11 protein-coding genes are annotated in these 13,230 nt (G+C 63.0%); 8 read left to right on the top strand and 3 right to left on the bottom strand.

The features are described 5' to 3' along the window. Window positions 1-88: 88 nt before the first annotated feature. The 3 genes from WS92_RS00565 to WS92_RS35450 form a co-directional block, all read right to left on the bottom strand. Window positions 89-376, bottom strand: coding sequence for a PAAR domain-containing protein (locus WS92_RS00565; protein WP_009916304.1), 288 nt, complete (start codon window positions 374-376; stop codon window positions 89-91). 11 nt (window positions 377-387) lie between these two features. Continuing rightward, the gene (locus WS92_RS35455; RefSeq protein WP_082743663.1) at window positions 388-1,347 is read right to left on the bottom strand and encodes a T6SS immunity protein Tli4 family protein; all 960 of its coding nucleotides are present in this window, start codon (window positions 1,345-1,347) and stop codon (window positions 388-390) included. A gap of 74 nt (window positions 1,348-1,421) precedes the next feature. Next, on the bottom strand, window positions 1,422-3,293 hold the full coding sequence (locus WS92_RS35450; RefSeq protein ID WP_231755918.1) for an esterase/lipase family protein: 1,872 nt from the start codon (window positions 3,291-3,293) through the stop codon (window positions 1,422-1,424). 397 nt (window positions 3,294-3,690) lie between these two features. Here WS92_RS35450 and WS92_RS36065 point away from each other — a divergent pair, with 397 nt between their 5' ends. The 8 genes from WS92_RS36065 to WS92_RS00520 all read left to right on the top strand — a co-directional run bounded on the left by WS92_RS36065 (window position 3,691) and on the right by WS92_RS00520 (window position 13,098). After that, window positions 3,691-4,296, top strand: coding sequence for a hypothetical protein (locus tag WS92_RS36065; RefSeq protein WP_197420759.1), 606 nt, complete (start codon window positions 3,691-3,693; stop codon window positions 4,294-4,296). Between the two features lie 201 nt (window positions 4,297-4,497). Continuing rightward, window positions 4,498-5,415: a LysR family transcriptional regulator gene (locus WS92_RS00550; protein WP_009916926.1), complete on the top strand. Its 918-nt coding sequence runs from the start codon at window positions 4,498-4,500 to the stop codon at window positions 5,413-5,415. A gap of 400 nt (window positions 5,416-5,815) precedes the next feature. Continuing rightward, window positions 5,816-6,976 (top strand): ABC transporter substrate-binding protein, encoded by a 1,161-nt coding sequence (locus WS92_RS00545; RefSeq protein ID WP_230479310.1) that lies wholly within the window; start codon window positions 5,816-5,818, stop codon window positions 6,974-6,976. 102 nt (window positions 6,977-7,078) lie between these two features. Continuing rightward, window positions 7,079-8,104: an ABC transporter ATP-binding protein gene (locus WS92_RS00540; RefSeq protein WP_059931436.1), complete on the top strand. Its 1,026-nt coding sequence runs from the start codon at window positions 7,079-7,081 to the stop codon at window positions 8,102-8,104. A 2-nt stretch (window positions 8,105-8,106) separates the two neighbouring features. Then, window positions 8,107-9,069 (top strand): ABC transporter permease, encoded by a 963-nt coding sequence (locus WS92_RS00535; protein WP_059931438.1) that lies wholly within the window; start codon window positions 8,107-8,109, stop codon window positions 9,067-9,069. Continuing rightward, window positions 9,059-9,868, top strand: a complete 810-nt coding sequence (locus tag WS92_RS00530) for an ABC transporter permease (RefSeq protein ID WP_009917542.1) — start codon at window positions 9,059-9,061, stop codon at window positions 9,866-9,868. Before WS92_RS00535 ends, WS92_RS00530 begins: the two co-directional genes overlap by 11 nt. 77 nt (window positions 9,869-9,945) lie before the next feature. Continuing rightward, window positions 9,946-11,373, top strand: coding sequence for a gamma-aminobutyraldehyde dehydrogenase (locus WS92_RS00525; RefSeq protein ID WP_141667939.1), 1,428 nt, complete (start codon window positions 9,946-9,948; stop codon window positions 11,371-11,373). Window positions 11,374-11,592: 219 nt separating this feature from the next. Next, complete coding sequence (locus WS92_RS00520) at window positions 11,593-13,098, top strand: amino acid permease (RefSeq protein ID WP_059931443.1); 1,506 nt, start codon at window positions 11,593-11,595, stop codon at window positions 13,096-13,098. Window positions 13,099-13,230: the final 132 nt, after the last annotated feature.

Below are 13,230 nucleotides of genomic sequence, written 5' to 3'. Positions count from 1 at the left end.
ATGTGCAATGCCGCACATCCGGAAAGAAATGCAAAGGATGTGAGCAGGACCAGTAACACAATACGGTGCAAGTGCATGGAATACCCGTTCAGACCTCGATATACGACACGGATTGCGATGCCACCAATTTCGGCGGCGTCGGACACGCGCATAGGCAGAGATCATCGCTCAGCGCCGCCTCTCGCCCATCCGGTCCGGTAGTGGAGATCCGCGGGCCGGTGCAGCCGATCGTACCCACCGTCTTGCAGACGGGGCACCACACCGGATCGTGCTCGTAGGCTTGCTCTCGGCCGCCGATCAGATCGGCGCCATCGCCTCCTTGCACGATGCCGCCGACGGTCGTCGTGTCACCCTTCACGATGTCGTAGCGTCGCATGTCAACTCCGTTCAGACGGCACCCGGCCGTAGCCGGAGGCTGTTCAGCAGCGTGTCCCACGTTTGCAGAGCGCCGGCCTCGTCGACCGGAGAAGTCGCTTCTTCAGGCTTCAAATCGGGACTGCTCGCACCGAGCAGCAACTGGATGGCCGTATGCGGCTTCGCCAACGTGCTCGGATCGCCCGGCGCAAGCAGGTAGAAGCGGTACGACGTGATCTCGCCTTCCTTCAGTGCGAACAGCACTTCCTCGGCGTCCATCCCGGCCACCGTGCGTTTGCCTTGCCGCAGAATGCGGTAGCTGCCGCTCGACACGCGGTCCATCTGCGCGCGCAGTTCGGGAAGCGTCTTGGTCAACGGCCGCCCCTGATCCTGGCTGACGGAGTCCCGCATCTGGATGACGAGCAGCGCCGGCCGTCCCGGCATCAATGCGAACGACTGGCTCACCTCCTCGGTGGAAGTCGACGAGCCTGTGGCGATGCCGCCGTCGAAACAGAACCCCGATTCGGTCGGCACCGACCAGTTGTCGCGAGCTTTAATCCGACGGTAGATGCCATTGTAAATATTCTCGACGTCACCAAGGGCCGCAGATCCAATGCTGCCGGTTGTATGAAACAGTGTTTTGTTTTCGTAAATATACCCTTCCGTATCGAAAGGCAACTTCACTGCCTTTGCTACCCCTTTTTGATACACCAGAACCCTGGATGTATTTGTCGGAGAAAACGCTTTCTCAAGCCAAGCATGACCAGTTTTCTCCTCCAGGTCGACGGGATTAAAACGCTGTTTTGTACGATATTCTTTTTCCAGCTCATCAATCTTCGTTTGATAGGTGACGGGCGAAACGTTATATTTTGTTTCCAGCTTCTCCCCCTGATATTCGTATCGCTGGTTCGTGATTTTGCTTGTCGCAGGTCGATCGAACACAAAGCGACCGATGCACCACGGCCGCGGCTTGGACAACAAGGGATTCGTCATGGTCGGTTCACGGGAAAAGGTTATCGAACAGGCGCACACGCCCGCTACTAGAAACAGAAGTCGGCCAAGACGTGTCAGCATTTCGGCTCCGGTGCATCCTGTGCAATTTGCACGATGCTGTAGAGCAACGCCCAGCGCGCCCACGGATGGTTGTAACTTTCCTGATGCACATAGCCTCCTTGATCAAACACCATTTGAACGCCTGGGGCTGCTCCGCCATTCGCACCGCGCGCGGGGGCTTCCGCCGACCAGATCGGCACCGTGCCGTCGCCTGGCACGATGCCATTCTTCTCGGGATCGGTTGCGTCGCTGCCCGGCGGCAGCTTCGCCACCTTCTGCACCTCGAATTCGATGGTCACATTGCGCGAATCCAGGTGGACGCGCAGCGTGCCTCTGTGCGAATCGTGCATGAACCGCGCGGCCCGCAGTTCCTCTTCTGTCACACCTGCCGGAATGTTTCCTTTCCAGATCACCGTGCCCCACGCCAATAGATCGTCGAGCTTCTTGCCTTGCTCGATCGTGCGTTTGCCGTGGCTTTCGCTCGATGTGGTCGAGCTCTTAGGTTTTAAAGCGCCGTCCCCATAGGTAACATATGTTTTATCGTGGTAAGTCTCTTTAATTTTTAATTGATTTCGTACAACGGCCAGCATTGTTTTTGCGAAATTATCAGATACGGTTGTTTTTATTGGCTGACTGTCGAGTCGCTTTTTCACGATGCCTGCCGGGTCAAGCAACGAATTTGCTTGCTCGGGAACTAATCCATACCATTTAGGGTTTATATAAACCTCGTTGTATACATCGTCCTGCTGCGGCAACTTCATCACCGGCTCACCGTTGAGCCGCGCAAAGATCCACCACGGTTCACCGTTGTGATAATCCGGCATCGGCAACAGTTCGAGCGCGCCCGGTGCGTTCGCGGCCACCGCCACGAACTCGTCCGCGTTGCTCCCAAGCAGCGCGCCATTGATGAAGCCGTTCAGCCCGCCTTCGCTGCCGCCACCGGTGCGGAATCGCTTCGCCGCGATCGGCGCGCCGGTCGCCGGCAGCACGTTGTGGAACACGCCGTGCATCAGGTCCGCTCCACCGTGCATCGCGATCGCCATGCGTGCGACCAAGCCGCCCATCGAGTGGGTCAGGATGATCGCCTTGCCGCTGTCGTTCTCCGCGATAATCTCCTTGATCCCCATCAGCCGCATCGACTTGCCGGATTTCTTGTCCTTGAAATCCATGCCCTCGATCACGTCCCTGGCCGACTTCTCGTTCGATTGCAGCCAGTTGTAGCCGATCGCATACACCCGGTACCGGTATTTCAGGAAGTGTTGGAAAGCCTCGGATTTTTCCGTGAGCTTCTGCCCCCGGCCTTGCGCGCCGGCATCGGTCGCCCCATAGTCGGCCGGCTCGGTATCCAGCAGGGGCTTGAGCGTCCACTTCTTGCCGTCGGGGTCGGGCTTGACCCATTGCCCCTGCACCTCGTTCAGGTGCTTCACATCGTTCAACTGCTCTTCCAGCCACGCCAGCACCGGCTGATAGCTCGAGCGGTACACCGAGCCCCAGCCGCGTCGACGCGCCTCTGCTTCATCGACATACTGGTCTTCCTTGTCACCCTTTTGAAGCTTGCCGGCACGGATCGGGCCGAACGGGGTCACCGCGGCTACGGTCGGATCAAACTGCGTCTCTCGCGTGGACGCGCCTTTGAACCACATGCCGAGCAACGTCGGCAATGCGCCCGCGTCCCCCAGCCAGCCGTCCGTGTTCGGTGCAAAGAACATCTCGTCGCCGGTTTCCGTGTTCACCAGCGGTGAGCCCATCACGCCCGGCAGGAAGATCACCGGAATGATCGGCCGAACGTCGCACAGCAGTTCCTTGCGCCGCGTGTCGCTCGCCGGCGTCAACGTGAAGTGGCCGACCGACGCGCCGTCCTTGTCCGTGCGCCCGATCTGCTGCACGACCTCTTGCTCGGCGCCATCGTCGAACGGCGAGCCGATGGGATCCCAGGCTGAGTGACATGGTCAACGAATGTGAACTGCCGCAGGCATCGTTAGGCACGATAAGCCAAAGATGCTGACAGGCTTGAACCAAACGGTACGTGGTCGGCTGCTCCTCCCTTTGCTACGGAGCACACGGACAGGAAGACCACCGGTGTACAGGCAGGACCTAACCCACTCGTTGTGATGTTTGTGGAACACGGTAAGCCCGACATGCTGCCAGCGATGGCAGGCCAACCGCAAGGAAGGCTGATGGCATAGCGGGTAAAGGAACGCGGAAAAAGCGAAGGCCGTCCTGTAATCGGGTGGATACACCCCGGTTCAACAGGGTACTGGCGCGCTGCAAGGCCAAAGCGCGGTGAAAATCGGTTGGGCGACGGATGGTTCAGGTCTGCGTGTGACGGTCGATACAACCGACGTCGGCGTGGTCGCGTTCGCGAGTCAACTTGCTGCATATGCATCGCAGCAGTGGGTGCTGAACAACGCCGTTCCCAAGGGCGGAGGGGCAATGACTGGTACGTTGGCGGTGCCACAGGTTCAGTTGAGCCAGGGGTATGCGGACAACGACGGCACGAAGCCGATGATCTACAACGACCCGTCCGTCAGAAACGTTGTTTTCCGAACTGGTCCATCGAACGCGTACAAGTACACGGTGATCGATGAGAACGACGTAATGAACCTTCCTGCTCGACCGAGTTTCGCAGGATCGACGCCTTGGGACACTGGTAACTTCGACCCAAACTCGAAGCTGAACACGTCCGGCGAAATCGTTGGCGGCCGCTTAGCGCTCATTAAACAAGGCTGGCAGGCGGACTTCCAGCTTAGAAACTGGCGAGATGGCCAAGACGTTAGCACGTACCTTCGAGCGCGCGATGGCGGCGGTTTCGAAATCATCAACAACGCGTACACCCGGCGACATCGCAGGGTTCGACGACGAGCATGCGGACAAACTCGTCGACGCTGATATTGCCGCGGCTCACGAGGCGGATGTGAAGGGCGCGAAAGCGTCGGCGAAGGGCGAAAGCGCCAAGCTCACCGTAGCGAGGGGGTACGGGTCGAGCCAACAACTGGCGCGACTTCACGTCGCACGCGTACGTAAGAATCCGTTTCCTGAGGGTACCGCGATATATACTCCCCCCGATCCCAAAAACCGCCCGACGTCCCCATGAGCCTCTCCGTCAAAAGCGTGCGTTATTTCATCGCGGTGGCGGAAGCCGAGTCCGTGACGGGCGCAACCCAGACGCTCAACATTTCGCAATCTGTCATCACCGAGGCCATCAAAGGTCTCGAAAGCGAACTGGGCGCGCAACTCTTCGTGCGTCACGCGCGCGGCATGGTGCTCACGCACGCGGGCCATCAATTCCTGCGTCACGCGCATCAGATCCTCGCAGCCGTGCGCAACGCCCAGCAAGCGCTCTCCGCGCGCCCGGACACCAAAACCGGCCGCCTGAACGTCGGCGTCACGAGCCTGATGACCGGCTACTTCCTGCCCTACCTGCTCGACCAATACAAACGCGTGTTCCCCAAGGTGGAAGTGCAGGTGGTCGAGGATCAGCGCGACTACATCGAGCATCTGCTCGTCAACGGCGAACTGGACGTGGCCGTGCTGATCGTCTCGAACGTGCAGAACAGCCAGGCCATCGAAACCGAATCGCTGATCAAGGCCGCGTGGCGTCTGTGGCTGCCGGCCAATCACGCGCTGCGCGGCCTGGGCAGCATCTCGCTTCAGGAGATCGCCAACGAAGGCATGATCATGCTGAAAGTGGACGAGTTGGAAGACAACACCACCGCGTTCTGGCGCGCGGCGGGGCTGCGGCCCAACACGGTGATGCGCACGGCGTCGGTGGAAGCGGTGCGGAGTCTGGTGGCCACCGGCGCGGGCCTGTCGATTCTCCCCGACGTGCTGTACCGCCCCTGGTCGCTCGACGGCGACCGACTGGAGGTGCGCAAGATTCTGGGCGAGATGCCGACCGTCGATATCGGCATCGCCTGGCGGCGCAGCCTCACTTTGCCGGAGATGGTGCAGCATTTCCTCAGCGTCGCACGCGAGTATTCGCGCACGCACAGCAAATCGTCGATCTGAATTTCCGATATTACACGTAGATCATTCCATTCCGCCGAAACCTTCAGGTTCTTATACGCATCACCGCTCGGGTTTTCACGGACACCGCTTGCGGCGCCGAGGGTTTCGCAAAAGCGCGCCGGACGGCGCATCCACCGCTTTGCGTCGTGCCTGAAAGCTCCGCGTCATGCGGGACAGCCGCGATTCCTCCCACGCCGCACGGCCACGCTCGAGCGCGTTTTCGTCGACTTCTGCGGCCCGAGCGTTCGGAATTTAAGATAGCTCGTATCTGGGTTTCGGCCTATCGGTCAAAAAAGACCCCCTCCTAGAATAGCTCCGACCATCATCGCATCGCCTCAAACCCTTTGCCCACGGGGCTTTCAGGTACGCCGCCCGGGCCACAATCACGAGGAATCGGAGCATGTCGCACACCCCTTACATGGCTGCCGCCATCGCCCTTGCCGCGCTCGTCAACACGGGGCTCGCCAGCGCGGCCGGGCCGCTTGCGCAACTGGGCAGGCCGGAAGGCCAGGTCAACATCATCGCGTGGCCGGGCTACATCGAACGCGGCGACACTGACAAGAAATACGACTGGGTCACCGGCTTCGAGAAGCAGTCGGGCTGCAAGGTGAACGTGAAGACGGCCGCGACCTCCGACGAAATGGTCTCGCTGATGAACCAGGGCGGCTACGACCTCGTCACGGCCTCGGGCGATGCGAGTCTGCGGCTCGTATACGGCAAGAAGGTGCAGCCGATCAACACCGCGCTGATTCCCGCCTGGAACACGATCGAGCCGCGCCTCCAGAACGCGCCGTGGCATACGGTCAATGGCGTGCATTACGGCGTGCCGTATCAGTGGGGCGCGAATTTCCTCGCCTATAACACGAAGATTTTCCCGAAGGCGCCCACTTCGTGGTCGGTCGTCTTCGAGCAGCAGACGCTGCCCGACGGCAAGAGCAACAAGGGCCGCGTGCAGGCCTATAACGGTGCGATCTATGTGGCCGATGCCGCCGTCTATCTGATGCGCAAGAATCCCGCGCTCGGCATCAAGGACCCATACGAGCTGAACGAAGCGCAATACGCCGAAGTGCTCAAGGTGCTGCGCGCGCAAAAGCCGCTCGTGCATCGCTATTGGCACGACGTCACGGTGCAGATGAACGACTTCAAGAACGAAGGCGTGGCCGTGTCGAGCGCTTGGGGCTACACGGTGAATTCGCTGCAAGCCGAAAAATTCCCGATCGCCGCGACGATTCCTCAGGAAGGCGCCACGGGTTGGGCCGACACCACGATGATGCACGCGGACGCACCGCATCCCGTCTGCGCCTACAAGTGGATGAACTGGTCGCTCAACCGCAAATTACAGGCCGATCTGGCCGAATGGTTCGGCTCGAATCCGGTGATTCAGGGCGGTTGCCAGCAGGCGGCGGCGGGCGGCTCGAACTTCTGCGCGGCGAACGGCTATGACCGCTTCGACCAGATTCACTTCTGGAAGACGCCGGTGGCGAATTGCGGTTCGCAGGGCAAGTGCGTGCCGTACGGCCGCTGGACCCAGGATTTCATTTCGATCATGGGTGGTCGATAGCGCTACGGGAAAACCACGGGACGCCACGCCGACGTGCGTGGCGCGGGGGGCAGCCCTTCCGCGGCACGATGCGGCAAGTCGCAACAACAGGCAGGAAACATCATGAATAGCGCAGTCGAATTCTCCCGGGTCTCGCGTCACTACGGCGGCGTGCGCGCCGTGGACGACGTTTCGCTCGTCGTCAACGACGGCGAATTCTTCTCGATGCTCGGGCCGTCGGGTTCCGGCAAGACCACATGCCTGCGTCTGATCGCGGGCTTCGAACAGCCCGGCGCGGGCCGCGTGGTCCTGCATGGCCGCGACGCGACCGGCCTGCCGCCGTATCAGCGCGACGTGAACACCGTGTTCCAGGATTACGCGCTGTTCCCGCACATGAACATTCGCGACAACGTGGCCTACGGGCTGCTGGTGAGCGGCGCCGACAAACGCACGCGTCATCGTCAGGCGGAGGAGGCGCTGGAACTCGTCGCGCTCGGCGGTTATGGCGCGCGGCGTCCCGGCCAACTGTCGGGCGGACAGCGGCAGCGCGTGGCGCTGGCGCGCGCACTCGTGCGGCGTCCGCGCATTCTGCTGCTCGACGAACCGCTGGGCGCGCTCGACCTCAAGCTGCGCGAGCAGATGCAGATCGAACTCAAGACCTTGCAGCGCAAGCTCGGCGTGACCTTCATCTACGTCACGCACGATCAGGGCGAGGCGCTGTCGATGTCGGACCGCGTGGCCGTGTTCAACAAAGGCCGCATCGAACAGGTCGACACGCCGCGCAATCTCTACACGCGTCCGGCTACGCCGTTCGTCGCCGATTTCGTCGGCACCTCGAACGTGATCGTCGACCCTGCCTTGCTGCAACGCGTGGGCGCGACCCAACCGTTTGCGATCCGTCCCGAGCACATCCGCTTCAGCGGCGCTGCGCCCGCGAGCACCGATGACGTGCAGTTGCCCGGCACGCTGATCGACATCCAGTACTACGGCGCGACGAGCCGCTTCGAGGTGCGTTCGGATGCAGGGCAGCGCCTCGCGGTGACGGTCGCGAATCAGGACGATGCGGCCACGGCGCTGCCCGCGGTCGGCGACGCCGTCACGCTCGCGTGGGCGCGCCGTGCGATGGTGGCGCTGGAGCCGCGGGGGTGAGCATGACCACGACATCGAATGCGGCCGTGACGCGCGCCGCGCCGCCGCGCGACGGCCTGATGCGCCGCGCAAGCGGCTTCCTGCACCGGCACGCGAACCTGTATTTGTCGCTGCTGCTTTTGCCGCCGCTGCTGTGGTTCGGCGTGGTGTATCTGGGTTCGTTGTTCACGCTGCTGCTTCAAAGCGTCTGGCGCTTCGACGACTTCACGATGGCCGTGAGTCCCGGTTTCACGCTTGCGAACTATCTGGCGCTGGTGCACGATCCCGCCAATCTGGACGTGGTGCTGCGCACGGCCGGCATGGCCTGCTGCGTGACGCTCGCGAGCGCGCTGCTCGCGTTTCCGGTGGCGTACTACATGGCGCGCTACGCGAAGGGCTGGAAAAAAGGCCTGTTCTACGTGGCCGTGATGCTGCCGATGTGGGCCAGCTACATCGTCAAGGTCTATGCGTGGACCGTGATTCTCGCCCAGGGCGGCGTGCTCTACTGGATCATCGACACGCTGCATCTGCGCGCGGCGCTTGATGCGCTGCTGCGCGTGCCGGTGATCGGCGGCGACTCGCTGTCCACCTCGAACATCGGCCGCTTTCTGGTCTTCACGTATATCTGGCTGCCGTTCATGATCCTGCCGATCCAGGCCGCCATCGAGCGCATTCCGGCCAATCTGCTGCAGGCGTCCGCCGACCTCGGCGCGCATCCGCGCCAGACTTTCCGCACCGTGATCCTGCCGCTGGCGTTTCCCGGCATCGCGGCGGGCTCGATCTTCACGTTCTCGCTCACGCTGGGCGACTACATCATTCCGCAACTCGTGGGGCCGAGCGGCCTCTTTATCGGCACCATGGTCTACACGATGCAAGGCTCGATCGGCAACGTGCCGATGGCCGCCGCCTTCACGGTTGTCCCGATGCTGCTGATCGGCGTGTATCTCGTCATCGCCAAACGCCTGGGAGCTTTCGATGCATTCTGACGCCCAACCTTCGCGCCTGCTGCGCTGCGCCGCCTGGGGCGGCCTCGCGTTCCTGCATCTGCCGGTTCTCGTGGTCGCGCTCTACGCGTTCAACACCGAAACCAGCGCGTTCAGTTTCCCGCTCAAGGGCTTCACGCTGCACTGGTTCACCGACGCCTTCGCGCGCGACGACATGCTCGCGGCCGCGTGGCTCTCGGTGAAGGTGGCGGCGCTCGCCACGTTGCTGGCGGTGCTGCTCGGCACGGCCGCCGCGGGTGCGCTGTACCGGCGCAACTTCTTCGGCAAGGAAGCCATGACGTTTGCGCTGATCCTGCCGATCGCGCTGCCAGGCATCATCACCGGCATCGCGCTTCTGTCCGCGTTCAAGACCGCGAATCTCGACCTGGGCTTCTGGACCATCGCGGTCGGGCACGGCACGTTCTGCGTGGTGATGGTCTACAACAACGTGGTCGCGCGGCTGCGGCGCATGCCCGCGAGCCTCGTGGAAGCGTCGATGGATCTCGGCGCGGATGGTTGGCAGACCTTCCGTCACGTCGTGCTGCCGCAGATCGCCACGGCGTTGCTGGCGGGCGCGATTCTCGCGTTCGCGCTGAGCTTCGACGAGATCATCGTCACCACGTTTACGGCGGGACAGGAACGCACGCTGCCGATCTGGCTGCTGAACCAGCTATCGCGGCCGCGCGACGTGCCCGTGACCAACGTGGTCGCGCTGATGGTGATGGCCATCACCATGATTCCGATTCTGGGCGCGTGGTATCTCACGCGCGACACCGAAAGTACCGCGGGCAGCAGCCGCTGAACGGCGCGCGGCCATCGCGGACAGGACCGACACCCAAGAGCGTAGGCTCAACGAAGAGAGAGCAAATGGAAAAATCGATGCAAACGAACCTGATGATCGGCGGCGAATTCATGCCGGGCCAGGGCAGCAAGGAAAACATCTTGAATCCGTCGACGGGCGAAGCGATCGCGCGCGTGGCCGAAGCGTCGCTCGAACAGGTGCAGGCGGCAACGGCCGCCGCGAGCCGCGCGTGGCCCGCGTGGGCGCGCAGCACGCCCAAGGATCGCGCGACGCTGCTGCTCAAGCTCGCCGACGCCATCGAGTCGCGCGCCACCGAATTCGCGCGGCTCGAATCGCTCAATTGCGGCAAGCCGTATCTGGGCGCGCTCAACGACGAAATCCCCGCGGTCGCCGACGTGTTCCGCTTCTTCGCGGGCGCGTGCCGCACGCAGCACGGTCCGCTCGCGGGCGAATATCTGCCGGGCCATACGAGCATGATCCGCCGCGACCCGCTGGGCGTGATCGCGTCGATCGCGCCGTGGAATTACCCGCTGATGATGGCGGCGTGGAAGCTCGCGCCCGCCGTTGCGGCCGGCAATACCGTGGTGCTCAAGCCGTCCGAGCAGACGCCGCTCACCACGCTCAAGCTCGCCGAACTGATCGCCGCCATTTTCCCGGCGGGCGTGATCAACGTGGTGACGGGGCGCGGCGATACCGTAGGCGCGCCGCTCATCACGCAGCCGCAGGTGCGCATGATTTCGATCACCGGCGACGTCTCGACGGGCCAGCGCATTCTCGAAGCCGCCTCGCACACCGTGAAGCGCACGCACCTGGAGCTGGGCGGCAAGGCGCCCGTAATCGTGTTCGACGACGCCGACCTCGACGAAGTGGTCGCCGGCCTGCGCACCTTCGGCTACTACAACGCCGGGCAGGACTGTACGGCTGCGTGTCGCGTCTATGCGGAAGACAAGATCTACGATCGCCTGGTCGCGGACCTTTCCAGCGCGGTGAGTTCGATCCGCTACGGCGAGCAGCACATGGAAGGCGTGGAGATGGGGCCGCTGATCTCGGAGCGCCAGCGTGGACGCGTGGCGAGTTTCGTCGAGCGCGCGGCGAGCCAGAAGCACATCGAGATCACGACGGGCGGCAAGCTCGCCGAGGGCCGCGGCTTCTTCTACGAGCCGACCGTGGTGGCGGGCGCGCGTCAGGACGACGAGATCGTGCGCCGCGAAGTGTTCGGGCCGGTGGTGTCGGTCACGCGTTTCAACGGCGCGGCGCAGGCCATCGACTGGGCCAACGATTCGGACTTCGGTCTTGCGAGTTCGGTCTGGACCCGCGACGTCAACAAGGCCTTCAAGGTGGCGGCCGAACTGCAATATGGCTGCACGTGGATCAACACGCACTTCACGCTCGTGAGCGAAATGCCGCACGGCGGCATGAAGCGTTCGGGCTACGGCAAGGACATGTCGGTGTTCGCGCTCGAGGAGTACACCTGCGCGCGCCACATCATGGCGAAGTTTCCCTGATGCGAACGGCCCGCTGCGGCGGGCCGCCTTTTATATGAGCCGTTGCATGACTCGTCGAGCGACCCGTTGTGGAACTCGCTGCACGCGCAGTTCGCAACACCCGGCGATGCGCCGGCCGTCGCCAGGCCAAGAAGAGCAGGCGCAACGACACGCACGGCAACGCAGGCATATCGGCGCGCGCGCCTGACGCACGCGGGCCGACCCAACCGGGAGATCAGGATGGAACCCACCCCGAAGGCGGATGCGGCGAATCACGACGCCAGCATTCTCGGCAGCATGGGCTATACGCAGGAACTCATGCGGCGCATGAGCGGCTTTTCGAATTTCGCCATCTCGTTCGCGATCATCTGCATTCTCGCGGGTGGCATCACGGCTTTTCCGCAGGGGCTGAGCGCAGGCGGCGGTGCGTCCATCGGCATCGGCTGGCCGGTGGGCGCGCTGTTCGCGCTGGTGGTGGCGCTCTCGATGGCGCAGATCGCGTCCGCCTATCCCACGGCGGGCGGGCTTTATCACTGGAGCTCGATTCTCGGCAACAAGGGCTGGGGCTGGGCCACGGCCTGGTTCAATCTGCTCGGGCTGATCTTCGTGGTCGCCTCGGTGAACTTCGGCGTCTACGATCCGTTCTTCAAGACCTTCATCGCGCCGCTGTTCCATATCGATCCCGACAAGCTCACGTTTGCGCATCAAACCGCGTTCATCGTGATCGTGACGATGTCGCAGGCGCTGCTCAATCACTATCGCGTGCATCTGACCACGCGTCTCACGGACCTCTCGGGTTATCTGATCTTCGCGATCGCCGTGGTGCTCACGCTCGGTCTGCTGGTTTCGGCGCATGGGCCGCTGGACTTCACGCGACTCGTCACGTTCCGCAACTTCACCGGCTTCGAGGGGGGCGCGTGGCCGCATCAGGGCGCGGTGGCCGCGTTCCTCTCGGGCTTGCTGCTGACGATCTATACGATCGTGGGTTTCGACGCGTCCGCGCATACCTCGGAGGAAACCCACGATGCGCCGCGCAACGTGCCGCGCGGCATGCTGCGCGCGGTGCTGTGGTCGAGCCTGTTCGGCTACGCGATGGTCTGCACCTTCCTGCTCGTGCTGCCCGACCTCGAAGGCAGCGTGAAGGCGGGCAGCGGTTTCTTTACGATCCTGCTGGGCACCTTGCCGGGCTGGCTGAGCGTGCCGCTCGGCGTGGGCATCTTCCTCGCAAACTACCTGTGCGGACTGGCCTGCCTGACGTCGTGCTCGCGCATGACCTATGCGTTCGCGCGCGACGGCGGCCTGCCCGCATCGGCGTGGCTCAAGAAAGTGAACGGTTACGGCACGCCGGGCGCGGCCATCTGGGTGTGCTCGATTCTCGCCGTCGCGGCGACGCTGTACGGCGACGCCTTCGCGGTGCTCTCGACAGGCAGTGCGGTGTTCCTCTACGTCTCCTATGTCATGCCGATCGCGGCGGCCCTGAACGCGGAAGACCGCACGTGGACGCGCAAAGGCCCGTTCGATCTGCGCAAGTGGTCGAAGCCGGTGGCGCTGCTGGCCGTGCTGGGCGGCTCCGTGCTGGTGTACGTGGGCTGCCAGCCGCCGAACGAAAAGGTGCTCTACGTGAGCCTCGGTTTGATCGGCGTGATGGCGCTGCTGTGGTTCGTTGTGGGTGTGCGCCACCGCTTTGCCGGTCCGCCCGATGTGCGCGGCGCGAGCACGGCCCCGGAAGCGGTGGCCCCTCTCTGACGATGCGATGCGGCGCGGCACGCAGGTCTGATCCGCGCCGCGCAGAAAAGCACGCATCGCACTTCGCTTGGAAATAAATAGCCATCCTGATGGATGGAGGCTGGACTTCGTCCAGCGCTTTTGCCGGATTCT

Source organism: Burkholderia sp. MSMB1588 (assembly GCF_001546925.1).
In the GTDB taxonomy this organism is placed as follows: Bacteria; Pseudomonadota; Gammaproteobacteria; order Burkholderiales; family Burkholderiaceae; genus Burkholderia; species Burkholderia humptydooensis.
The sequence above is the reverse complement of the archived record's forward strand: the minus strand, read 5'-3'. Positions and strand labels throughout refer to the sequence as shown.